The organism is Chitinolyticbacter albus (genome assembly GCF_024437655.1).
In the GTDB taxonomy this organism is placed as follows: Bacteria; Pseudomonadota; Gammaproteobacteria; order Burkholderiales; family Chitinibacteraceae; genus Chitinolyticbacter; species Chitinolyticbacter albus.
The window spans coordinates 1-23371 of sequence record NZ_JANBVF010000033.1 but is presented as its reverse complement, the minus strand read 5'-3'; the positions used below and the strand labels follow the sequence as shown (position 1 = coordinate 23371).

Genomic DNA, 23371 nt, shown 5'->3' with positions numbered 1-23371 from the left:
CGAGTGGGCGCCGGCTGGAAATATGCGCGTGTCCTTGGTCGAAGGACGAGCCAGCAAAGAGAAGGAGGCTGTATGAAGACGATACAGTCGAAACTGCGTGCATCAGCCACCTCATGGCATGGGCGCATTGATCGCCAACTGCGCGGCGAAAGCGCGTTGATACGCGGGCCTTGCTTCGCCACGGGCCGCGTAGGCGGCCAGGTTGGCAAACTCGTCCAGCAGGCCCGATGGTTTCAGTCTGAGCAGCACAGACACCATCAACAGGTCTCCCGCGCTGAATGCGCCGTCGAGCCAGTCGGCTTCGCCCAGCCGAGCAGAAAGCTGTCGCAGTCGATCACGCACACGATCCCGCACCAGCGGCAGCCGCTCCCGGCTCCACGGCTGATCGCCTTCCAGCAGCTTGGCGTGGGCGAGTTCAAGGATCGGCGGCTCCACGGTGCTGAGCGCGGCAAACATCCACATGATTGCCCGCGCGCGCTCACTCTCATCAACGGGCAACAAGCCTGCATGGCGCTCGGCGATATGGAACACGATCGCGCCAGTCTCGAACAGGGCGAGATCGCCTTCCTCATAGGTGGGAATCTGGCCAAAGGGATGGATCGCCAGATGCTCTGCCTCCTTCATCGCGCACAAGGAAACCAGGCGAACCTCATAGGGCAGGCCCACTTCTTCAAGCGCCCAGCGTACCCGCGTATCGCGCGCCAGCCCTTTGCCGCCATCGGGCGATTGCTCAAAAGCGGTAATGACGATGGTCATCGTGAAACTCCGTGGAGGGCGTTTGATATGAGCGGCGGTGCCCGGCATGCCGGGCGACATCCTCGCGATACGAGAGTCAGGCTGAGAACAGCAGTTTTAGGCCACTCTCACCTTATAGAGATCTGGATGCCATCTTCATTATGCTCCAGCCACCTGAAGGCAACGCCGATGAGCAAGCAGCCAAAAAAGAAGCCAAATATTCGCCAAAACTTGTTTTCATGGATGACTTCGTCGCCCTTGCTTACTCGAATGCAAGTCTTGAGCAGCCTGGTCGAGCGGATGCTGACAGTTTCACCGTCTTCCACCCGCCCATAGGCCGAATAGCCAACTGAGCAGGACGACAAGCGTCCTCCGGTGAAATGAAGCGTGTAGCTGGTGTCCGCCTGCGTGCCATGTCGATCGCCGACGCGTTCGTACTGAGTAGAGCTGGTGTGCCTATCTACCTGTAGTTCCTCTCGTCGCGTTGGAAGTCCGGTATCGGCGATCATTGCAACGCCAATTACAAACACAACAACGCGAATCATAAATCTGAACAAGCTTGGCTCCTTGGTGATGGTGAAGATAACCGGGCATGCCCGGTGGATTGCTGGCTGGGCATTTTAATGCCTGTTACGTGGATCTGCGAAAGTAAACCTGAAAGTAGGCCGAAATTGGACCCAGGTTGCTTGGCAGCCGCACGCAACTTGTAAACCAGACCCTCACGGTTTGACCGACGTTCAGCTGCGCTTGACGCATGCCGCCGCCCAATGCCGTGTAGATTTGTGGGGGCTGGCAATACAACGGGGGCCGAGCGCTTGTTGCCTGCTTCCGCTTGCGTATCAAGCATGGCAAGGCGGCATAGTTGTACTGCTCACTATGTCGATTTCAAGAATGCTCTCACTGCCTTGGGCGAGCGGAGAATGATGATTTCTTTGTCGGAAGGCAGCGCTTCCAAGCGGCTAAGTATTTGGGGTTTGCTTTTGTTGGGATATTCAAATATCCATTTTGCAAACTTGAAATCAACAAGCTGTTCCTTGCAGCCTTTGGCCATATCTGGCCTGGTTTTGCCGTGCGATTTCACGCTGCGCCATATTGCTCGGGCCAGGCAAGTATATCTGTTGATGTCGAGAAAAATAATCGTGTCGCTGTGATTGAGCCGGATGTCCAGCGTGGCACCATAATTTCCATCCAGAATCCATTCGTCCTGGGCGCATAGATTTTCTTGTATCGAGCGCCATTTTTCCCGTTCGGTTTCCACCCACCCAGGCTGCCAGTACAGTGCATCTAGATGATAGGCCGGGATACGGGTTTTTAGCTCGAGCTGTTTCGCGAGCGTCGATTTTCCCGATCCAGCTGATCCTATGATTGATATTTTCTTCACTTAAATTGCCTTGTTATTCTGAGACGCCAAACGTGAACGTGAGGGGGGCGCCGAAGCCGCGAAAGTTTGCCTTTATCACGAAGGTATGGTGTGTCCTTCATATCTTTCCGCTCAATGGACGGAGTTAGTTGACAACGACCGATTCCCAGCCGTCGTATTCTCCACCATGTGTTGCTGCCAAATTGAACAAGGGCAACGTCACATCGTCGATCGTGTTGAAAGCGGGAATATCTGAGCGCCACAATTGTGCGCAGTGTTTGTTGCAAGCTTCGTCGTCATCGGAGATCGTGCGTACCTTGAAGCCAAGCTGGCGTGCCGCCTCCACGTATGCGTGCAACGACGCTTCGTTGCCGAAGTAGGCCCAATGGTCGATTTCTCGGGCTTCAGAGAGCTTGTCGCCGTTTCGTTCCAGCGCCTCGCAGACCCGGCGATTTTCGATGGTTTGAAGATCAGCGTCCGACGGATACAGGTAGGAGAAGTAACTCGACCAGTCGGGTTCTTCCCGAGTGCCCACGTCGTACTGGTAACCCTCGAAGGCGCGCATGCAGGCCGCGACACGGGTTGACCAAGCCTGAGGGCGCGCAACGTAGAAGAAGAAATCCCGGCAGAAGTTTGTTGTGCAGCGGCCAACATACTCGGTTTCTTCGTTGACCAATGCAGCCGTCAGCGCGTCTTCAATTGCAACCAGCGTGTCGAATTCCGCCTGGCTGGACAAGCCATCGTCACGCGGTTCTCTCATATGCAATCGTACATAGGCCATATGGGGCAGTGCTGGATTGGGTGCCGCGTCATGCACACCAAGGTCGACATAGATTGAAGCGGGCTTGTCATCCACGTTAAGGAAATAAAAATCCCAATCGTCGGTCATCTCTGGGGGCCTGAAGTTTGAATTCACTGACGGGCGTTGGCCCATTTTGGTTGAATAAAGGGTTAGTCTGCAAAACAAACGAAATTAAATGATGGGGTAGTCGGGATGAAGGTGCCTGGGTCCGTCCAAGTTAACGTGGGGCCGAGGAGGGTGGCATGAGCATGCGTTCTTTCGTTGAATCGGGCAGTGAGTTCCAAGCGGCGAAAGCAATAAATCCTAGGCAGGCTGCGGCGATTGCAACTTTCTCATGTCCACCGCTTCAGCCCCATATATATCCTCAAGAATATTTTCAGATATTCCTGTCTCACTGAAGGGCTAACGCTGGTTCACTTAAACGAAAGATTAGACAGGATTATGTTGGATAAAAATGAGAAACATAACTGCAAGTAATAAGCAACCCAATCCCGCTAGCAAGAAGTTGCTGGCATACTTGGTTTTTTGATAATTAAAAAGACAAACAAATGGAGCAAGAATAGGTATCAAGATGCATACGAGGCCTAGCTTTTCATTGATGGCGGGCACTGCTATCGAGCCGAAGATTAATCCAATAGTCATCAAACTAATAGCGGCGAGTGCAAGTAAAAATAGGAGAAAAAATTCAATTTGCATGTGATTGTCGTAGAAGTGGCGACTGATGTTGAGGGTAACCTGCGGCCGGAGCCTCGCAGCAGCGGAGCGAACCCAAAGCATTGCTTTGGGCTGTCCAGTTGACTGAAAGGTTAGGCATTGGCTCCTGCTTCCCCGGTTCGCAGGTTTTCCAGTGCTTCAAATGCCAGCAATAGCTGAGTTGCACTTTCTGGGCGGTGTAAGCTGACACCTGTTTTGGTGGCCACCGTTTTAATAACCATATCTCGATTAATCCCCAGTTTATTGGCTACGTGTAGTGCGCATGATCGGGCATGAGAAGCTCGATGCTCAAGCAGCGCCGTGTTATCTAGTACCTTTTTCCGGTGAGAGCTGAATGACATTGAAAAAATGCCTAACGATTAAGATAATGGACAGTCAAAAGCGCAGCTTTTGACTGTCCAGCGAACGAAGTGAGCGACTGTTGAGTGCATTGTTAGCACTTATGCGGACTGCTCTACTTTTGGCTTTTCAAGGACGAATGGTGTGATTTCCAGTGCAGTTCGCGCCTTGTTTAGATCGTTGTCATTGGTGGGAAATGCTTCAGCTTCGGTATTTATAGCCAGATATTTCGATTGGATAATTTCAGCCTCTTTCCACAGGTCTTCTGCTGAATACGGAATGTCTTCATGCTTCCTTATGATTTTTTTGCATTGCCTGGATATGCCAAGGTATCTATTGCCAACAGAGCTATGGCCTTCTGCTGCCTTGTGAAAGTTAAAGAATGTTTGAAGCGCACTAAGCGATGCAGCAGCGAATGCCAAGATTGCTGAGCCGATGCTAACCCATTTGTTCGCTGCGCCGTCTGACAGCAAGGCTACAATCACGGTGCCAATAAATACGTTGATTAACACAACCGGTATGCCTACCCAGTTGTGAAGCCCCATTTTCCGTCTGCTGGCATTGAAATGCTTACTTTTGCCGAGCTTTGCATCTGTCCGTAGTTCATCAAAAAGGCTTATTGCGCCATTCAGTTGTTTATTTTCCATGTTTCCTCAGTGTGAATTTTATTGGTGGTAACGTTTGACGTGAGGGGTCCCTCTCGAAGAATTTATAAGGCGCACACTTCATTGGTTCAGATGAGCGACCAATTTCATTGCCAGATCAACATAGTGCCTTGCATCCTCTTCGCTTAGCGCAAGCTCTTCAGCGTGGGCGGCCTTATTTCTAAGGCCTCGAAGCCGCTGAAATATGTTGAACTGACTTTCATCTATGAGGTTTGAGTTCTTAAGGGAGCTGCCGAGATCTGGCGCTGAACGCATACCATCCAGCGGTGGTACAGAATATAGCGAGCTGAGTGCTCTAACTGAGGCGGTTTCAACTGCCAGCCAAACTTCAAGAATCGCGGCTCTTGGTGAAAGAGCGGCAAGTTTGAAATAGCGATCAGAGTCAGATGGTGAAGCCACCATTGAGGTCGGCTCTGATGGAATTGACTCTGCAACTTCGCGTTGAAGCTCAAACACTTCTCGTGCGAACTCAAGCTCAAGCTCTTTGTACTTCAGCTTTTTAAGCAAAGGAATCAAGTCGTAAAGTGGCTGGCGAAACAGGAGCACGGCGATTACGATGCAAGACGGCCACGCCAGCGCTTTGACTAACTCCGCGATAAAGGTAAGCCAATCCATAGCGCTCCTTATAAACGCCTAATTAGTAAGTAGACACCATAAAAAAAGCGTGTTGCGTAAATTCTATGGTGTATTCCACCCTAACCAAATTGGCTGAAATCCGCTTCCCCGGTGCCCTCAAGGCGGAACCCATCTGATTTACCCCCCACTAAGATAAACCGCAAATACCTCTCGGAAAGTGTCGAGATGGCCGCGAGCGCATCCGCGCTGTTGCCGGGTTCTAAATGGCACTCATGGGCGGAGGTTTTCTTGGTTTCTACCCGCAGGGAGCGTTGCCCGTCCATCCGCTGTAAGCGGTTGTTGGCATGGCCGCAACAGTTTTCCCCCGGTGGTACCCGGAAGTGCGATGGAAAGGCCGGGATTGCACGCCGGTTTGCACTGCGCGTCGCGCCGGGCTGTGGAAACGTTACCCCGACTGCGCCTGCGAGGTCGTCGCCATGGCCCCCTTTCCGGCCTTCCGACGAACGTCATCTGCTTGCACTTGCCGTTCAATACGTACGATCGTATTGTTTGTGCATGGCTAAGCAATCATTGAAAGAACCCATCCTGCAGGCCGGGCTGCGCGTGATGTTCCGCAAGGGCTACGTCGGTGCGGGGGTGCGGGATATCACGGTGGAGGCTGGCGCGCCGCTGGGCTCGTTTTCCAATCATTTCACCTCGAAGGAAGCATTCGCGGCCGAAGTGCTCGATCGCTATTTCGACTACGTGAAGGGGCTGGTGCACGAGGCGCTGGACGATGCGTCACTGCCACCGCGCGATCGCCTGCGGCGTTACCTCGACCTGATCACCGACAAGCTGGCGGCCGATGGCTGCACGCGTGGTTGCCTGATTGGCGATTTCAGCCTGGAAGCGCCGGGCCACAGCGAACTGTTGCGCGAGCGGCTGGCGGCGATCTTCATCGAATGGCGCGATCTGTTTGCTCGCTGCATTGCCGATGCGCAGGCGGCGGGCGAGATCGCCACGACCTTCGCGCCCGAGGAACTGGCCGAATTCCTGCTCGCCAGCTGGCAGGGCGCCATCCTGCGCATGAAGGTGGAACGCAGCACCGCCGCGCTCGAACGCTTCAAGCGCGTTGCCTTTGCAACCCTCTTTGCCGGAGAGCCGACATGAATGCACCGCTGCACAGCATGAGACAGGCGCAGGTATTCGACACCCACATGAGCTATCGCGAGGCGGGCAATGCCGCGGGGCCCGTGGTGCTGTTCCTGCACGGCAATCCCACGTCGTCGTTCATCTGGCGCGACATCATCCCGCATGTGGCGCCGCTGGCGCGCTGCATCGCGCCCGATCTGATCGGCTTTGGCAACTCAGGCAAGCCGGACATCGAATACCGTTTCGTCGATCATGTGCGCTATCTGGATGCATTGCTGGCGCAGCTGGCGATCACCGAATGCTATCTGGTGGCGCAGGATTGGGGCACGACGCTGGCTTTTCACTATGCGGCGCGTTTTCCCGAGCGGGTGCAGGGGCTCGCGTTCATGGAATTCATCCGGCCATTTGCGCGCTGGGCCGATTTTCACCAGCGCGATAGCGCGCGCGAGGCGTTTCGCAAGTTCCGCACGCCGGGCGTGGGCGAGGCGATGATCATGGAGGGCAATGCCTTTATCGAGCACGTGCTGCCGGCATCCATCCTGCGCACCTTGTCCGAGGCGGAAATGGCCGCCTACCGCGCGCCATTCCCCACGCCGGCCTCACGCAAGCCGATCTGGCGCTTGCCGAACGAGCTGCCGATCGAGGGTGAGCCAGCGGACGTCGATGCGCTACTGCGCCACGCGCACGCGGCGCTGGCCGAATCGGACTATCCGAAGCTCTTGTTCGCGGGAGATCCGGGCGCGGTGGTGTCACCGACGTTTGCCGCGCAGTTCGCCGCCGGGCTCAAGCACTGCCGGCTGGTGCAGCTTGGCGCCGGCGCGCACTACCTGCAGGAAGATCATGCCGATGCGATCGGCGCACAGATTGCGCAGTGGCTGGCGGAGCAGGAGGTGCAGCGGCAGCGCTAGCGGGCTGCGTGGTGGGGTGTGGGGTGTGGGAGGCCGGCCGGATGGCGATGCTGTTTTGGGCGCGGCAGGCGGGCGATTTGTAGGGCGTTGCGATTGAATTTCCGGGCAGTTCAATACAGCCAGCCTGTCCGAAATGAGACCCCCACCACCACGAACAGGACAGAAATGACAGTCACCGGAATGATGTGCCAGGCCATCGTCGTCAGCGTTTTTTCCGTCAGATTGGGAATGACACGCAAGCGTGCATGGAGCGCAAAAACCAGCGTTATGGCCAGCAAGCCGAGCTTCGCCAGGATGGGGTGGGATAGCGGGTTGGCCAGGTTGAACCACTGCGCCGGGTCTGGGACCATCCTATGAGCCAGCATCAGCCCGGTGGCGATCTGCACGATCAAGGCTGGCATGCCTATCCTTTCGTAGCCGGACTCGAAATCAAGCAGCAGGGCCGGAGAGCGCGCCTTCAGCACTTTGGGCAGCACCACCGTGGCGAGTACGATATGACCCCCAGTCCAGATGGTGGCCGCAAGCAGGTGCAGCAACAGTAGGGCTCCGTACATCGCGATCTCCTGATGGATTCCCGCCTTACCATACTGCCCAGCCGGAGCCTAAGGCAAGGCGCAAAGCCGTGATGGTAGAGGTTCGCTCAACTGGCATGCCGGATCGTTGCCCGACACCCAGTGGATCATTCATTCGGCCACACGCACCACCAGCTTGCCGAAGTTGCGGCCCTGCAGCAGGCCGATGAAGGCGGCGGGCGCGGCTTCCAGTCCGTCGACCACGTCCTCGCGCAGTTTCACTGCGCCCGTCTTCACCCAGGTGCCCATGTCGCGCTGGAAGGCCTCGAAGCGCTCGGCGTAGTGATCGAAGATGATGAAGCCCTGCATGCGGATGCGCTTGGGCAGCAGCGTGGCCAAGAGCCGCGGCAGTCGGTCAGGCCCGGAGCCAGCGCGCTCGTTGTAGTGCGAGATAAAGCCGCACAGCGGAATGCGGGCGCCCAGGTTCAAGAGCGGCAGCACTGCGTCGAGCACCTCGCCGCCCACGCTTTCAAAATACACGTCGATGCCATCCGGGCAGGCCGCAGCCAGGCCTTCGGCCCAGTTAGGATCGTGCCGATCGAGGCACGCATCGAAGCCCAGCACGTCCACCGCATAGCGGCACTTGTCCGCGCCGCCGGCGATGCCGACAGCACGTGCGCCCTTCAGCTTGGCCAGCTGCCCGACCACCGCGCCGACCGCGCCGGCGGCCGCGGCCACCACCACGGTTTCGCCCGGCTTGGGCTGGCCGATGTCCAACAGGCCCACATAGGCGGTGAAGCCCGGCATGCCAAGGCCGCCCAGCGCCAGCGACGGATGTTCCAATTCGCCCAGCGGGAACAGGCCGTCGCCGTTGGAAATCGCATAGTCCTGCCATCCGGCTTGCGCCAGTACCAGTTGCCCCTCCTTGAATTGCGGATGGCGCGATGCGACCACCCGGCTGACCGTGCCGCCGACCATGGGTGCGCCCAGCGGCACCGGCGGCGCATAGCCGGGGCCGACTTCCTCCATCAGGTTGCGCATGTAGGGGTCGAGCGACAGATAAAGCGTGCGCAGCAGCACCTGGCCGTCGGCCGGGGTCGGCACGGGCTGGGTGTCGAGGCGGAAATCGGTCGGCTTGGGCAGGCCCTGCGGGTGGGCGGCCAGCAGGATGCGGCGGTTGGTCGTGCTCATGCAGTGCTCCAGTCGAAGAGTTGTTGTGGCCGGCTCGGTTGTGAAGAGATTGGACTACGCACGAGCCGGGCGCGGGCCGTAGCGCAGCGTCAAGAGCGTGCCCAGCGTCAGCGTGGCGACGGCAAAGGCCGGGCCGCCCAGCGCGCCGATGCGGTCCACCAGCAGGCCTCCGCCGATGGCGCCACGGGCAATGGCGATCTGAAATGCCGCTACCAGAAGGCCGCCGGCGCCCTCGGCCTGGTCCGGTGCGGCGCGCACGATCCAGGTCTGAAAACCCACCGGGAAGGCGCCGAAGGTAAAGCCCCACAGCACTACGGCCACGGCGGTCACGACCATCGAACTACCCGCCAACAGCAGGCTGGCGGCCAGCACGGCGATCAGGCTGCCGCCGACCACGATGGCCTGGCGGTCGCTGCGCTCGGCAATCCAGCCACCGGCGAAATTGCCGAAGAAGCCTCCGATACCGTAGCCCAGCAAAATGGCCGAAATGGTCCCGACCGACAGGTGGGTGACGTTTTCCATCAGCGGGCGGATATAGGTGAAGCCGGCAAAGTGGCCGGAGATCACCAACAGCACCGCCAAGAGCGCGATGCGCACGCCGGGGCGGGTGAGCAGCTCGGCCAGCACCCGCAGGTTGGGGTTGTCGCGTGGCGGCAGCACTGGCAGCGTGAAGCGCAGCGCCAGCGGCGTGCCCGGTTCGCGCGCCGTCTCAACCGCAGGGCTTCCGTGTGGCTTGCCATAACGTGCAGGTGGCGCTAACCCTGGCAATGCGGCAAGCAGATATGACAAAGGCACTGCCCATCAGGCAGCATCGCGATTCGTGATTGTTGAATCGAGGAAGATAGCCATGCACGTCGCGCTGCATATCCACGCGCTTGCCGAAAACGAGGGATCGTCGGAAGTCGTCGAGCTGTCCGTAGTGCAAGGGCTTGAGCGTGTATCGCTGGGCGAAGCACTCGGCCGGCAGGTACTCGACCAATTGGTCGATGAACTGAGGCTGCGTACTCCAGAGGATACTGACTCGCGCTTGGTCGAATTCAGTTTCGAGGTCGTGCTGCATGCCGACGATGGAGCCGCACTGCGGCAATGGCCGGAATACGAGTTCTTTAACGAGGCCGCAAGTTGGGAGTCGCTGGCGCCCCGGCTGCTGGCTTATGTGGCGGCGTGTGCGCACGGTGCTCGGGGCGATCGGATCTGGGCCGATTGCGAAACGCCGGCCGGTACGCACGCGATGAATGCGTTATTGATGCAGGATCGCAAGTGGATACCGGCGTATATCGATTTCCTCACCAGTTGCGACCTCGATCACGAGGTGGATCAGGCGGGGGATCTCGATCTGGCCATCGAAACATATGGCTGGCACGCAGATACCTGCGCCTTGGCCGCTGCTCGCCTGGTGAGCTGCCATGGCCAATTTGGCGAAGAGCAGTTCCAGGGCTGGCTTGAAGCCGATCTTGGCGAGTACTTGGCCACTGACGAAGGGCGTGCGGATTTTGCCAAGGCCGTTCTGGCCGAATTCGAGCGTGATACCGAGCAGATGCGCCACGTTCTGGCGCTGCCCCAGGAGCAATGTCATACCGAGTTCGATTTCTGGCTGTCTTTCGTGGCACTGGCATTCGACACGGATACGTTCAACGCGCTGCAACGGCAGGTCCACGGGCGTTGGGAGCGCGCGCGGGATCTGGCTGCTGACGCTGGGGTCTGCTGAGCACAGCGCCGGTTGTGGCTGACCTTTGCTGCTGGTCTTGACCGCCGCAAAGCGGTCCACTTCGGCGTTCACCGTTCCGCCCATCCCGCGGCTGCTGCCGACCCCAAACGGAATTTGGGCCGACGTAAGCCTGCGATTGCTTCGTCGCAACGGCTGATCGAGCACCTGCCCGTGGAGAAAAGCCAACGCGTTCAGCACTTGGGACCGCGTCGACGCCGACACCCGGCGCGCCACTGCCATGTGGTTCAAGAACGCTTCGACTTGGGCGGTGCCGAGCGTGGCGGGATGCTGCTTGCCGTGGAGGAAGATGAACTGCCGAATCCAGTACCGGTACGCGCAGCTCCGCGCGGGGACTGAAATGCCAGCGCTGGCATACGGTGGAGACCTGATCGAGCAGGTGTGGTTTAGTCGGAAGCGCTCCCCATAGCGTTACTCCTTTGCAACATGAAAAAGCGGATAGTAAGCACATGGTGCGTAAGGTGCGCCATGTCCGTATGATTGCTGTGAATATACGGACGGCTCTAGGGGAAATGTTATAGAGATCAGTATCTTGGATGGGTCTTTGAACGTTCGTATTATTTGATAATGTACTGACGCCAGTACCGGTCTATTAACTGTTAGAGCCTCCAATGAAGCGACTGCTACTCATCATGTCTCTACTCTCATTCTCCGGTATCGCCTCGGCTAAGGGCTTCGCAGAAGGTCAACTGTGGAGCTACAAAACTCGTAAAGGTGAAGAAAACTCACGGGTTCTGATCAACAAGATCGAAACCAATGCCAAGCTTGGAAAAATCTACCATATCAGTGTGTTGGGCGTGAAAGTAAAAAACCCACATATCGCTGGCGGCATTTCAACGGATCTTCCTCACTTCCCGGTTTCGGCGGAAACGCTCAAGAAGAGCCTCATCAAACTTAATGGCAAGAGTCAGCCAAATCCTGACTATCAAGAGGGTTATAAAACTTGGAAAAATGCTTTTGATAAGGGCGAAGCAGGCATTTTCACCATTGATGTTGCGGACATCGTGGACGTAGTGGAGCAGGCGATCAACAAATCATGACCCCTTGCTCTAACCATACAGTCAAGCGGACAACCACAAGCTACGCTTGTGGTTCCCTCCGCGCTACGCGCTCCGGCGTCCGCTTACTTCCCCGTTAGGGCCATGATGCAAGGTCTCACCTCCATCGTCGATTTGCTAATCTCTACCGAGGCAACTGTTAGCGCTATTACCGAAGATATTGCTGCTTACTGCGCCCGAGAATCTCTTCCGCTGGGCGCTGCGGATGACGCGATCGCCAAGTATGTCGCTCTGAAGTTTGTGCGCGGTGAGATGTCATATGCAGATGCCGATGTCGCAATGAATGCTTTGGTGGGTCTTGACGTCATAAATTTTGATCACACCGGTTTTGCTTGGCAGGTCTACTTACAATTCGATAATGGTGAGTACCAAAGATCAACGGAAGCGCGGGATTCCATTCCTTGGCAGCAATACACATTGCCCGGTGTCATGGCCTTACTTAAGAAAAATGGTATTGCAATTTTGCCCTAACCTTTCGGTCAACGTGACGGCCCAAAGTAGCGCTTTGGGTTCCCACCATGCCTGCGGCATTCCGGCCGCAGATTGCCTCCAAAGTTAGGCACCTCAAATCTCCCGGAGCTACTGTGTCCCGCCCATTTCTCGGTCGATCAGCCATTGTAGATATCATCAAAGATAAAGAGCGTACGAATTCCATTCGAAAGCGTGCAGGACTGACGAATCATCCTGTGCGCTTTACGGTATGTGGTTGCCCAGACCCGAATTGTGGTGGTTGGCATACCATTGAAACCGATCGCACGGTTCCCTCGTCTGATGAGTGCGATGCCCTTCTCAAAGCGGACAATGTCGCGCGTAAATCCAAGAAGCCCCACAAAAGCGAGGGACCGAAAAGTGCCTAACCCTCCGGTCAAGCGGGACCGTCTTCCGGCGTTCCGCCTACAGCCGGCCCCTTACCTCCAATGTTGGCCATTTTTATGAAGACATTTCCCACACTAGTTTTTCAATATCGCCTTCCAGCTGTGAATGCCATTTTGATGGTATTGGCCGCATTTGCCACTACGGGCGGCTTAGGTTACTTTGCATTACATGCACCAGACGCACGAATCACTAGAACAATATCAACTCTTTTCTCCCCAGAAGCAGCCCCTCTTTTCTTGTGGGCCTTAACCGCCATTTCTTTCACGGCCACTTTACTCGTCGTATGGTTTGCAGTCCACAGTCAAACACGTGTTCACCATGTTGAGCTTGGGTCAAGTCACATCGTCGCACCACAAGCTTCACTATCCTCAAAATCCATTTCCATTCCATATACGTCAATTTCGCAACTTCAAGTGGTAAAAGTATCAGGTCAAAAAATGGCCATCATTAGCTCCGGAAAAAATCAATCACGCCTTCTTGAAAATTCATTTTCATCCACTGACCGGTTCTTAAAGTTTCTACACGTGCTTCATGAGCGCCGTAATGGCTAACCTTTCGGGTAACCGGACAACCCCAAGCTGCGCTTTGGGTCCCCTACGTGCCTTTGGCACTCCGGCTGCCCGTTACCTCCAACGTTAGGTCAATGGATCCCCATGATTAGCGAAGCTAGCACTCTTGATTTTCCGTTTGTTGAGAAAATAACGCGCCATAAGATGACTCATCTTTACGAGCTTCATCAACAAGAATGGAATGATGAGAATATTTCGGGAGGCCTAATGGAAACGGCTAACTTCATCGCCCTTAGAGGCGGGGAAAGGGCCGGCGTTATTCGTGTCGCAACCAATAAAAATTATTTATACATTTGCGACCTTCAAGTAACCCCGAAAACGCAAGGGGTTGGCATAGGCACCAACCTAATCAATCATGCCACGTCATTGGCACTATCAAAAAACCTAGAATCCATTCGTCTTTGTATATTTAAAGGCCACTCAGCAAAAAAATTTTACGAGAAACTTGGCTTTGGCATCGCAGGTGAACTGGGCAATTTCCTTAGAATGGATCGCAAACTTCAGGTTGAATTTTCGGCCTAACACTTCATTTAACCGGTGCCGGATAAAACCGGCCCGTTACTTCAAATGTTAGACTTCCCATAAAGGCGTTATGAGCGATCCAACACTTACCTTTGCAAATCAAGCAGAATGGGAGTCTTGGCTTGAGCTCAACGGAAGCCTGGCAACCGGCGTGTGGCTTCGCCTTGCAAAAAAAGGTGCCGAGCAACCAACAGTCTGCTATGCCGAAGCGCTCGAAAGCGCTCTTTGCCACGGCTGGATTGACGGCCAGAAGCAAGCGGAAAGCGAACAATATTGGCTTCAACGATTCACACCCAGGGCAGCTAGAAGTATCTGGTCCAAGATCAACAAGGCAAAAGCTGAAGCCCTCATCACCGCTGGAAGAATGCATCCAGCGGGTCTGCGTGAAATCGACCGAGCCAAGATCGATGGGCGATGGGATGCGGCGTATTCATCAGCGAGTACGTCGGTCATCCCAGAGGATTTGCAAAAAGCCCTTGATGCCAATCAAACAGCCAAAGCGTTCTTTGCAACGCTTAACAGCCAGAACCGATACGCCATTCTGTTCAGGATTCAGAATGTCAAGAAGGCAGAAACTCGCGCCAAGAAGATCGCTCAGTTCATCGACATGTTGGCCAATGGCGAAAAGCTTTACCCCTAGCGCCAGCGACCTAACTGGTCGTTCAACAAGGGCATCCGAGCTGCGCAGAGCTGCCGAGCTGGTGACCCGTCAGCTTATGACCAGCGTTTGAGGTCAGACAGCCGGCACAGATGTTCAACGCTACCGGAATCCGCAATTTGGCTTAGCCCTGGCAGTTGCATTCTTTGCCGTGTGTTGCGGCGCTAGGGTTTGCGGTGCTGCGCCACCAGCGCGGCCATCGCCATGGCCTGCGGATCCCCATGGGCCTTTAAGCCGTCGATCACGCCGTGCTGGTTGTCGCGCGGCTGGTTCTGGCTGGCCTTCCACTTGCCTTGCAGGCGCGAGATCGTGATCTCGATGCCGACGATGGCAGGCAACAGCTTGTCGATGAAGGCCGCTGGCGCATCGGCCACCTGCCACGGCGTGGCGAACGCTGCTTCCTGCCGCGCCGTCAGTGTTTCCAGCTGTGCCCGCAGCCACGCCGCATCGTCGATCACGCGTAGCGTGCCGTAGGCATGCACGGTGGCGTAGTTCCAGGTCGGCACCACCTTGCCACTCTCGGCCTTGCTCGGATACCACGAGGGGCTGATGTAGGCGTCCGGCCCCTGGAAGATCGCCAGTGCCTCCACCTGCGGATCGAACCTGTGCCACAGCGGATTGGCCCGCGCCACATGACCGCGCAGCGTGCCCCAAGGCCCTGCTTCGCGGTCGAGTTCGAGCGGGATGAGGTTGGCGTCGAGCCCATCAGCGGTGTAGGTCACCAGCGTGCCGAGTGGCTGCGCGGTGATCAGTGCATGCATGTCCTCGGTGCTGGGCGCGGCGAAGTGCGGGGGAATGTACATCGGTACTGAATCCAGGGGATGGCGGAGTCGCCGCGATATGCGGGCGGGTGGATGGCGTTAGCATGCCAGTCACGCCGGTTGGCGGCTAGGCCATCCGGGCCGCAATGGCGGCCAGCAGCATGGCGAGGCCAGACAGGCTGAGCAGCGCTAACACGATCTGCCGGAAGCGCTGCTGGCTCAGGTGCCGGTACAGTCGCGCGCCCAGGAGGTGGGGCAACAGCAAGGCCAGCGCGACGGCGGGCAACAGCGAGGCGGTATGGCGATCGATCACACCGCTGGCGAGATAGGCGGCCATGATGATGCCGAGCGTCACCAGGTTGAAACGCTGGATGATGCTGCGCTGCTGGTCCTTGTCGAGGCCGCGCAGCGTGCACCAAAGCGTGGGAATCACCGCGGTGAGCCCACCCAGCCCGCCCATGAAGCCACCGGCAGCGCCGGCCAGCCCATCGGCCACCCGGCCGCCGCGCTGCAGCCGCGGAATGCGCCCGGCCAGCAGCATCACCGGGCACCACACGGTGAGGATCAGCCCGAGCAACAGCTTGAAGAGGTTGGGGTCCAGCGCCGGCAGCAGCAGCACGCCAAGTGGAATGCCGATCACGCCGCCGAGCACATAGGGTGCGAGCGCGGACCACGGCGCGCGGCTGCGCTCGGCCAGCGCGGCAATGCTCTGGCCGCTGAGCGAGCCGAACACCACCAGCACCGCGATCAGCCGTGGCTCCAGCCCCCAGACCCAGAACGACATCGACACCATGCCGAAGGCAAAACCCGACAAGCCCTGGACGAAGCCCGCTGCGGCGGCGCCAACGAGGATCAGCAGCAGTTCATTGGGCATGGACGGTGATCAGGAAGGGGCATGGAGGAGAGCAGATGTTTCACCGTTGGGCCAACGCCGCGAGGCGGGCGCCGGCTTGCGCCAGCGTCTCGTCGGTCTTGGCGAAGCAGCAGCGCACCAAACGGCTTTGTGGCGGCGCGGCGTAGAAAGGAGGCAGCGGAATGGTGGCGACACCGTGGGTCACCGTGAGCCAGCGGGCAAAGGCGAGATCATCGAGATCCGGCCGGATGGCGCTGTAGTCGGCCAGCTGGAAGTAGCTGCCGTGGCAGGGCAGCAAGGCGAAGCCGGCGGCGACAAGGTGCCCGGCCAGGCGGTCGCGCTTGGCCTGGTAGAAGCCGGGCAGCGCTTGCCAGTGCCCGGCATCGGCCAGATGGGCGGCGAGCGCATGCTGCATGGGCGTGTTCACCGAGAACACCAAAAACTGGTGCAGCTTGCGCAGCTCTTCGGTTAGCGCCGGCGGCGCCACGCAGTAGCCCACTTTCCAGCCGGTGGCGTGGAAGGTCTTGCCGAATGAGTACACGGCAAAGCTGCGCGCGCGCAGCGCTGGATGCGCCAGCACGGAATGATGTCCCAGGCCATCGAACACCAGATGCTCGTACACCTCGTCAGCAAGGATCAGCAGATCGTGCCGCTCGGCCAGCTGCGCGAGTGCGTCGAGGTCGTCCACTGCCAGCACGCTGGTGGCGGGATTGTTCGGGTTGTTGACGACGATGAGCCGGGTGCGCGGCGTGATGGCGGCGGCAACCGCGTCCCAGTCGACGGCGAAATCGGGTTGGCGTAGCGGCACGCGCACGGCGTGCGCGCCTTGTGCTGCGATGGCCGGTACATAGCTGTCGTAACAGGGATCTAACACGATGGCTTCGTCGCCGGCATGCAGCACGGTGGCGATGGCGGTATAGAGCGCCTGCGTCGCCCCGGCTGTGATGGTGATCTCGCGGTCGGCATCGACGGTTACGCCCTGGCTCGCCAGCAGCTTGGCGGCGATGGCCTGGCGCAGCATCGGCAGCCCGGGCATCGGCGCGTACTGGTTGTGGCCGGCCGCCATCGCGTCGGTCACACCGGCCAAGAGCGCCGGATCGAGCGGAAAATCGGGGAAGCCCTGCGACAGGTTGATCGCGCCATGCGCCTGGGCTAGCTGGCTCATCACGGTGAAGATGGTGGTGCCGACATCGGGCAGCTTGGAGCGCAGGGGCATGAGGCGATTCGGTAAATGAAAAGCGCAAGCATACGGCCCGCCAGGCGGGCCGTGGAATGATCAGTCAGTGCAGCCGTTGCGGGCAATCGCCGCAACGCGCGGTGCCGATGCGCTCCAGCGTCTGCGTCAGCGCGCAGACCGATCGGCGGCAGGCGATAAAGCGCACGTTCTGCTTCTCGGCCGCGTCGCGGTAGTTGCGCATCACGTTGTGGCCAAGAAAATCGGTGAACAGGATGACGATATCCATGCCCTTGATGCCGCTGGGCGTACGCTGGTGCGACGGGTTGCGGCCGGTCACATGGTGGCCGATCTGGATACCGTATTCGGCCAGCAATTGCGGGATGTTGCCGAGGGTATCGGCGCCGACGATATAGGCTTGCATCGTATGCTCCTACCGGCGATCAGCCGGAGTGGGTCCGGGCGCCGCAGGGATGCTGCAACGCTGTTTCCACAACATACCAATGAATTTATATCGTCAAAAATAATATAAATTTGTTTTTATATAACCAAATTTGTTTTGGTGCGAGAACGGGCAAAATGGACGTTGCTCCACATGCGCTCCAGCTATTTCCAAGTCCGCACGTGCAGATGGCAGTCGATGGATTGAAGCTTGGCTTCACGTCCGCAGTTCCTGCAGGAGCAGGGCCGTAAGTGCGCATGATCTGCACCCCAGAGCCCAAGAAAAACCCCGCGGGTGGCGGGGTCGGTCGGGCGAGGTCGCGGGTAGCGATCAGGGGGCGGGGTTGGGGTGGTTCAGGTGAATGGCGTCAAGCTCGGCCAGGATTTCCTCGCCCAGCTTCACGCCGACGCTGTCGATGTTTTCCTTGAGCTGGTCAAGGTTGGTGGCGCCGATCAGGTTGCTGGCGGTGAACGGGCGGCTGTTGACGAAGGCCAGCGCCAGTTGGGCCGGCGACAGGCCGTGCTTTTTCGCCAGATCGACATAGGCGCGCACGGCGGCCTCGGCCTGCGGCTTGGAATAGCGCACGAAGCGGTCGAACAGCGCCAGGCGCGAACCAGCCGGGCGGGCGCCGTCCAGGTACTTGCCGGTGAGCACGCCAAAGGCCAGCGGCGAGTAGGCCAAGAGCCCGATCTCTTCGCGATGGCTGAATTCGGATAGCCCGATCTCGTAGGTGCGGTTCAGCAGGCTGTACGGATTCTGGATCGACACGATGCGCGGCAGGCCCTGCGTTTCGGCGGCCTTCACGAATTGCGACAAGCCCCAGGGTGTTTCGTTGGAGACGCCGATATGGCGCACCTTGCCTTCCTTGACGAAGTCGGCGAGCACCGACAGCGTTTCCTCGATTGCGACTGTCTCTTCGTGTTCGATCCACGGATAGCCCAGGCGGCCGAAGGTGTTGGTGCTGCGATCAGGCCAGTGCAGCTGGTAAAGATCGACATAGTCGGTCTGCAGCCGCTTCAGGCTGTCGTGCAGCGCCTGGGTCAGGTTCTTGCGATCATGCTTGGCCTCGCCGTTGCGCAGATAGCGCGGCTGATGCGGCTGGCGCTGCGGGCCGGCAGCCTTGGTGGCGAGCACGATATCGTCGCGATGGCCACGCTTGGCAATCCAGCTACCGATGTACTGCTCGGTGCGGCCCTGCGTTTCGGCGGTCGGCGGCACCGGGTACATTTCGGCGGTGTCGATCAGGTTGATGCCGCGCGAGACGGCGTAGTCGAGCTGCGCATGCGCGTCGGCTTCGCTGTTCTGCTCGCCCCAGGTCATGGTGCCAAGGCCGATCAGGCTTACGGAGAGATCGGTACGGCCTAGTTTGCGGTATTCCATGTGCGTCCTCATGTGGTTGGCCCTGGTCCGGGCTTATTTTGCTGCCTGCAGTACGTCCTGGTCCGGCAGCAGTTCATAGCGTTTCAATAGCGTGCGCATCACGTTGCGCGTCACGCCCAGCAGTTCGGCGCTGCGCACCTGGTTGTAGCGGGTGTGGGTGTAGGCCGAACGCACGATCAGCGCTTCGAGATCGTCGAAAAGGTGCTCGCCCGGGCGCGAGAACAACTGGCGCAGGTGATGTTCGATCGCCGCCAGCGGATTGGTCGCTGTCGGGGTGTCGCTTGTGCCACCGAGGACATCGCCGGTGAAGCGCAGATGCTGCGGGTGGATGGCCTGGCCGCTGGAGACCAGCAGCGCGAAATGGATCACGTTTTCCAGCTCGCGGATGTTGCCAGGCCAGCTGTAGCGCTTGAGTGCTTCGCTGCTGGCATCGCTGATCGCCGGGATGCCGAGGCCCAGCTTTTGCGCGTAGATGCCAAGGAAATACTCGGCCAGCGGCAGGATGTCGCCCTGGCGCTGGCGCAGCGGCGGAATGGTGATGCCGACCACGTTCAGCCGGTAATAGAGATCCTGGCGGAAATGGCCGGCCTGCACCGCCTGGGCCAGATCGACGTTGGTGGCGGCAACGAGGCGCACGTCGATTGGAGTGGGCTTGCGCGCGCCGACGCGGACCACTTCGCGCTCCTGCAGCACGCGCAGCAGCTTCACCTGCAGCGCCAGCGGCAGATCGCCGATCTCGTCGAGGAACAGCGTGCCGCCGTTGGCCGCTTCAAACCAACCGGTACGGCTGCCAACGGCGCCGGTGTACGCGCCGGCTTCGTGGCCGAACAGCTCGGCCTCGGCCAGGTTCTCGCTGATCGCACCGCAATTGACGGCAACGAAGGGGCCGCGCCGGCCACTGATATGGTGGACGTGGCGTGCCACCAGCTCCTTGCCGGTGCCGGTTTCGCCGTGCACCAGCACGGGCGCTTCGGAAGGCGCAACGCGCTCCACTTCGGCCAGCACGCGGCGCGATTGCGGATCGGCGAACACCAGCGCCTTGGCGCGTATGGAAAGGGGGCTGTTCTTTTCCGCATCGGGAAAAGTCAGCAGGGGCGGATGACCGTGTTCAGGCATGGGGGAACTCCATCCGGATGAAAAACCCGGACGGTCCGCCACTGCGCGCTCCCGGGCTGCTGCGTAGCTCAGTTCGGCGCGAAGGCCGGGCATTGCAGCGCGGGGGGCGAAGGTTAGGAAGACCGTCCGGTCGCAGCATCGACGGGGTCGAACCGTTTACAACGTGGCAATCGACACCTCGGTCGATTTGACGAAGGCGATGACTTCGCTGCCCGGCCTCAGGTTGAGCTCCTTCACCGAACGGGTGGTAATCACCGAGGTGACGATGCCGGCCGGCGTGGAAACATCGACTTCGGACAGCACCGGGCCTTCGATGATCTCCTTGATGGTGCCGCGGAACTGGTTGCGTACGTTGATGGACTTGATGCTCATGATGGATCTCCTGATGGTGAACTGGCCGCAGCAAGCTGCTTCGGCATGTCTGGGTAGGGCGTGTCGTGCTTGTGGGCGTGGAAGCCGAGGCTCCTGCTCGTTGCGCACTGCACAATCAAAACGTGAGAGGAATATAAATCCGGATTTATATTACTTTTAATACTTTATGATTAGGTGGATATAACAGAAGCCCTCGATTGAACGAGGTTCACCGGATTTCGTGGGTAGCCGGAAGAGAGTGGCCGCCGCCTTGGCTGGGCGACGAGCTTGGCAAGCAGGGCGGAGTGCGCTGTTACCGGGCAGGGCAGGCTGTTGGTGTCATGCGGGGAAGAATCGCTGGCCGAGGCGCGCGTGGCGATGGCGTCGCGCAGCGCGAACAAGTCAGCCAGCACGCATCGCCGCTGGCCGACCGGGCTGCCCGGCTTGATGCGACATAACCGGGAAGCGCAGGAAATGCGCAGCAAACGCATGGGCCATTGCAGCAGTTGGATTGTCTTTCATTGCAGGCGTGCAGGGTTTCGGCGGCCTGGATAAGGAAAGCCTTCTATGAGATCGGTTGGCGATTTCTAATAGGGCATGGAAATTGATCTAATTCGTTAGTGCAGAAATTAATATTATTAATTTCTGATTTATTGGTGTTGTGGTATGCATTTGGTGAACACGGTTCGTGATGGGTGTTGTGCTAATTAATTGAATTTACAGGAAAAAATAAATAGTTCGTGGATGTCTGTGAATTTTCGCTGTCATGACATTGTTATCTTTCTCGGCGAGTGCGATATTGCTTTGGCTGCCGTGGGGCATATCGCCTTTCGTGCAGTTTTCGCATGAAAAATAGCGCATGGAACAACGTGCATTACGCCGCGTTGGCCGATACGCATGGAGGAGATAACAATGGCTTTAAATCGACCGGCTTTGCGCCGGAGTAACGCGGCATTGGCCGCATTGAGTCTGCTGGCGGCCATCTGGGCGCCCGCCGTGCTCGCGGCAGCGGCCTGGCAGGAAGGTAATAGCTATAGCGCCGGCGCCGTGGTGAGCTACAACGGCCACGACTACCAGGCACTGGTTACTCATACGGCCTATGTCGGCGCCAACTGGAACCCGGCCTCGACCCCGACGCTGTGGCAGGACCTGGGTGATGTGGCAGCGACGCCAACGCCGACTTTTATTCCAACCCAAACCCCTCCACCCACTTTGGGGCCGACGCCGGCTTGCGACCCGTTCACCAGCCCTGCCTGGGCGGCAGCAACGAGTTACAGCGTCGGCCAGTGTGTGACCGTACGCTTTGGCAGTGACTACGAAACCTGCATTGACACTTACGCCGCGCAGGCAGCGCATGTGTCGTCCAGCGCCAATCAACCCAGAACAACGCCAGGCGCAGCCTTCTGGCGCATGGCCCACTCGCAGTATTGCGTGATGGTGCCTTACCGGCCGGATACGCCTACACCTACGCCAACCAATACGCCGACCCCGCCAGCATCGTGCTACCCGGGCTGGTCTGCGAACTCGGTCTATACCGGCGGGCAACGGATCACCTACAACGGTTTCATCTATGAAGCCAGGTGGTGGACGCAGGGTGATAACCCGGCGCAATCGGCAGAGTGGGGTGTCTGGAAAAAACTGGGCCCTTGCGACGCTTTTACACCTACGCCCACCGTCACGCCCACGCCCACGCCCACGCCCACGCCCACGCCGACCGCCGTCACGCCGACGGTCACGCCAATTCCGCAAGAGCTGCCGGCTGGCACGCCCCTCAGCAGCATGAGCACCACCTTCGCCCCGCAGCCGTCGTACCGGGTGTCGGTGAGCTGGAAGGCCGAATCGAGCACACTGGGCTTCACGCCGGCGCGCTGGTATGTGCTGCGCGCCTATACCAATGGCCAGCCGGTACTGGAAAGCACAGCCATCATCGTCGGCGATGACTTCGTCAACAACCGTGCCTACTACGGTGGCACGGGCATCATCACCAGCCTTAACAGCGGCACCTTTCAGCTCTATGTGAAGGCCTGCAACGCGGACTTTTCCAAATGCGCTAACGGGCCGGCGCAAACTGTCATCGCGATGAGCGACATCGTTACCCATACGCCGTCGCCGACCCCGACCAATCCAACTTGCCCACCACAAGCACCGCCACCACCGGGCTATAAGCTGGCCTTCGACGACCCAGCTTACCCATGCGGCCGGATGGTACTGGCTGGCAATACGGTGAGCTTTACCACGCTCTCCGCCAATACTCCGGCAGCCGGGCAACTGGCAGTGAGCTGGTCCGTGGAGCGTGCACAGCTCGGTTTCCTTCCCGGCTACTGGCGGGTTTTTGACGGGACGGGGCGGCATCTGTACGCCAGCGCGACCATTGCTTTCCCGCCGCCTGTAGCCAATGGCCCGGAAATCTTTGTCGGTGGCCAGACTTTCAATGTCAGCACCGCCCCGGCGAGCTACCAGGTCCAGGTATGCAGCGCGGAAACGAGCTCCACCTGCGCGCTCAGCCCGGTGATGCCCCTGGCTCAGGACGGCCTGCCCAAGCACGCGCTGATCGGCTACTGGCACAACTTCACCAACCCGTCGGGCCCGACCATCCGCATCCGCGATGTCTCGGACGACTGGGACGTGATCACGTTGTCGTTCGGTGAAGACGGTGGCAACGGTGCGGTGACCTTCAACCGAGCCCCGAACGCCGGTTCTGAGGCGGAATTCCTCGCCGACATCGCCGCCAAGCGCGCCAAGGGCAAGAAGGTGGTGCTGTCGCTGGGCGGTCAGGAAGGCCGGATGACGCTGAACACCCGCGAGAACGTGACCAACTTCGTCAACAGCCTGCACGGCATCATCACCAAGTACGGCCTCGATGGTATCGATCTCGACTTGGAAAGCGGCGCGGGCGTGGTGCTCGGCACCCCGATCATCAACAACCTGATCACCGCGATGAAGGAACTGAAG

General features: G+C 58.7%; 26 protein-coding genes and 1 pseudogene. 9 read left to right on the top strand and 18 right to left on the bottom strand.

The features are described 5' to 3' along the window. Nucleotides 1-111 precede the first annotated feature (111 nt). From NLI84_RS15800 to NLI84_RS15775, 6 genes are all read right to left on the bottom strand, one after another. A complete protein-coding gene (locus tag NLI84_RS15800; protein WP_255991634.1) occupies nt 112-804 on the bottom strand; it encodes a glutathione S-transferase family protein in 693 nt (230 codons plus the stop codon). 59 nt (nt 805-863) lie between these two features. After that, nucleotides 864-1244, bottom strand: a complete 381-nt coding sequence (locus tag NLI84_RS15795) for a hypothetical protein (RefSeq protein WP_255991633.1) — start codon at nt 1242-1244, stop codon at nt 864-866. Between the two features lie 365 nt (nt 1245-1609). Continuing rightward, entirely contained in the window at nt 1610-2116 is a 507-nt protein-coding gene (locus NLI84_RS15790; protein ID WP_255991632.1) for a DNA topology modulation protein, read from the bottom strand. A gap of 124 nt (nt 2117-2240) precedes the next feature. After that, nucleotides 2241-2984: a DUF695 domain-containing protein gene (locus NLI84_RS15785; RefSeq protein WP_255991631.1), complete on the bottom strand. Its 744-nt coding sequence runs from the start codon at nt 2982-2984 to the stop codon at nt 2241-2243. Between the two features lie 1067 nt (nt 2985-4051). After that, entirely contained in the window at nt 4052-4597 is a 546-nt protein-coding gene (locus tag NLI84_RS15780; RefSeq protein ID WP_255991630.1) for an SLATT domain-containing protein, read from the bottom strand. A 78-nt stretch (nt 4598-4675) separates the two neighbouring features. Then, complete coding sequence (locus NLI84_RS15775) at nt 4676-5230, bottom strand: DUF4145 domain-containing protein (RefSeq protein WP_255991629.1); 555 nt, start codon at nt 5228-5230, stop codon at nt 4676-4678. Nucleotides 5231-5746: 516 nt separating this feature from the next. On the opposite strand from NLI84_RS15775, the gene NLI84_RS15770 reads away from it, so the two are divergent. Both NLI84_RS15770 and NLI84_RS15765 read left to right on the top strand, forming a co-directional pair. Further along, entirely contained in the window at nt 5747-6340 is a 594-nt protein-coding gene (locus NLI84_RS15770) for a TetR/AcrR family transcriptional regulator (RefSeq protein WP_255991628.1), read from the top strand. Then, nucleotides 6337-7230, top strand: a complete 894-nt coding sequence (locus NLI84_RS15765; RefSeq protein ID WP_255991625.1) for a haloalkane dehalogenase — start codon at nt 6337-6339, stop codon at nt 7228-7230. Before NLI84_RS15770 ends, NLI84_RS15765 begins: the two co-directional genes overlap by 4 nt. A 110-nt stretch (nt 7231-7340) precedes the next feature. Here the strand turns inward: NLI84_RS15765 and NLI84_RS15760 are convergent, their stop codons facing one another. The 3 genes from NLI84_RS15760 to NLI84_RS15750 all read right to left on the bottom strand — a co-directional run bounded on the left by NLI84_RS15760 (nt 7341) and on the right by NLI84_RS15750 (nt 9728). After that, complete coding sequence (locus NLI84_RS15760; RefSeq protein ID WP_255991624.1) at nt 7341-7766, bottom strand: CopD family protein; 426 nt, start codon at nt 7764-7766, stop codon at nt 7341-7343. Between the two features lie 147 nt (nt 7767-7913). Then, nucleotides 7914-8933 (bottom strand): NADPH-dependent curcumin/dihydrocurcumin reductase, encoded by a 1020-nt coding sequence (gene curA / locus NLI84_RS15755; protein WP_255991623.1) that lies wholly within the window; start codon nt 8931-8933, stop codon nt 7914-7916. Nucleotides 8934-8987: 54 nt separating this feature from the next. Beyond that, nucleotides 8988-9728 carry an MFS transporter gene (locus NLI84_RS15750; RefSeq protein ID WP_255991622.1) on the bottom strand — a complete coding sequence of 247 codons (741 nt, stop codon included), beginning with the start codon at nt 9726-9728 and terminating at the stop codon, nt 8988-8990. A gap of 52 nt (nt 9729-9780) precedes the next feature. Here NLI84_RS15750 and NLI84_RS15745 point away from each other — a divergent pair, with 52 nt between their 5' ends. Beyond that, the gene (locus NLI84_RS15745; RefSeq protein WP_255991620.1) at nt 9781-10641 is read left to right on the top strand and encodes a hypothetical protein; all 861 of its coding nucleotides are present in this window, start codon (nt 9781-9783) and stop codon (nt 10639-10641) included. A 159-nt stretch (nt 10642-10800) separates the two neighbouring features. Here NLI84_RS15745 and NLI84_RS19270 read toward each other — a convergent pair. After that, nucleotides 10801-11001, bottom strand: a pseudogene (locus NLI84_RS19270) (site-specific integrase); the annotation flags it as partial. A 269-nt stretch (nt 11002-11270) separates the two neighbouring features. Between NLI84_RS19270 and NLI84_RS15740 the strand changes: the two are divergent. From NLI84_RS15740 to NLI84_RS15720, 5 genes are all read left to right on the top strand, one after another. Further along, the gene (locus tag NLI84_RS15740) at nt 11271-11699 is read left to right on the top strand and encodes a hypothetical protein (protein WP_255991619.1); all 429 of its coding nucleotides are present in this window, start codon (nt 11271-11273) and stop codon (nt 11697-11699) included. A 102-nt stretch (nt 11700-11801) separates the two neighbouring features. Further along, entirely contained in the window at nt 11802-12188 is a 387-nt protein-coding gene (locus NLI84_RS15735) for a hypothetical protein (RefSeq protein ID WP_255991618.1), read from the top strand. A gap of 461 nt (nt 12189-12649) precedes the next feature. Next, nucleotides 12650-13144 carry a hypothetical protein gene (locus tag NLI84_RS15730; RefSeq protein ID WP_255991617.1) on the top strand — a complete coding sequence of 165 codons (495 nt, stop codon included), beginning with the start codon at nt 12650-12652 and terminating at the stop codon, nt 13142-13144. 102 nt (nt 13145-13246) lie between these two features. Further along, nucleotides 13247-13684, top strand: coding sequence for a GNAT family N-acetyltransferase (locus NLI84_RS15725; protein WP_255991616.1), 438 nt, complete (start codon nt 13247-13249; stop codon nt 13682-13684). A 70-nt stretch (nt 13685-13754) separates the two neighbouring features. Then, nucleotides 13755-14324, top strand: a complete 570-nt coding sequence (locus NLI84_RS15720) for a YdeI/OmpD-associated family protein (protein ID WP_255991615.1) — start codon at nt 13755-13757, stop codon at nt 14322-14324. A 182-nt stretch (nt 14325-14506) separates the two neighbouring features. On the opposite strand, the gene NLI84_RS15715 is transcribed toward NLI84_RS15720, so the two are convergent. From NLI84_RS15715 to NLI84_RS15680, 8 genes are all read right to left on the bottom strand, one after another. Further along, nucleotides 14507-15145: an FMN-binding negative transcriptional regulator gene (locus NLI84_RS15715; RefSeq protein WP_255991614.1), complete on the bottom strand. Its 639-nt coding sequence runs from the start codon at nt 15143-15145 to the stop codon at nt 14507-14509. An 85-nt stretch (nt 15146-15230) separates the two neighbouring features. After that, nucleotides 15231-15977: a sulfite exporter TauE/SafE family protein gene (locus NLI84_RS15710; RefSeq protein WP_255991613.1), complete on the bottom strand. Its 747-nt coding sequence runs from the start codon at nt 15975-15977 to the stop codon at nt 15231-15233. A gap of 40 nt (nt 15978-16017) precedes the next feature. Continuing rightward, entirely contained in the window at nt 16018-17172 is a 1155-nt protein-coding gene (locus tag NLI84_RS15705) for a methionine aminotransferase (protein WP_255991612.1), read from the bottom strand. A gap of 64 nt (nt 17173-17236) precedes the next feature. Continuing rightward, nucleotides 17237-17554 (bottom strand): DUF2325 domain-containing protein, encoded by a 318-nt coding sequence (locus NLI84_RS15700; protein WP_255991611.1) that lies wholly within the window; start codon nt 17552-17554, stop codon nt 17237-17239. A gap of 348 nt (nt 17555-17902) precedes the next feature. Next, nucleotides 17903-18952 (bottom strand): NADP(H)-dependent aldo-keto reductase, encoded by a 1050-nt coding sequence (locus tag NLI84_RS15695; RefSeq protein ID WP_255991610.1) that lies wholly within the window; start codon nt 18950-18952, stop codon nt 17903-17905. A 33-nt stretch (nt 18953-18985) separates the two neighbouring features. After that, nucleotides 18986-20068 carry a sigma-54 interaction domain-containing protein gene (locus NLI84_RS15690; protein ID WP_255991609.1) on the bottom strand — a complete coding sequence of 361 codons (1083 nt, stop codon included), beginning with the start codon at nt 20066-20068 and terminating at the stop codon, nt 18986-18988. 156 nt (nt 20069-20224) lie between these two features. Further along, the gene (locus NLI84_RS15685; RefSeq protein ID WP_255991608.1) at nt 20225-20440 is read right to left on the bottom strand and encodes a TOBE domain-containing protein; all 216 of its coding nucleotides are present in this window, start codon (nt 20438-20440) and stop codon (nt 20225-20227) included. A gap of 170 nt (nt 20441-20610) precedes the next feature. After that, the gene (locus NLI84_RS15680; protein ID WP_255991607.1) at nt 20611-20910 is read right to left on the bottom strand and encodes a hypothetical protein; all 300 of its coding nucleotides are present in this window, start codon (nt 20908-20910) and stop codon (nt 20611-20613) included. Nucleotides 20911-21331: 421 nt separating this feature from the next. Between NLI84_RS15680 and NLI84_RS15675 the strand changes: the two genes are divergently transcribed. Beyond that, nucleotides 21332-23371 (top strand): carbohydrate-binding protein (locus NLI84_RS15675; protein WP_373316970.1); only part of this gene is annotated, 2040 nt, incomplete at its 3' end.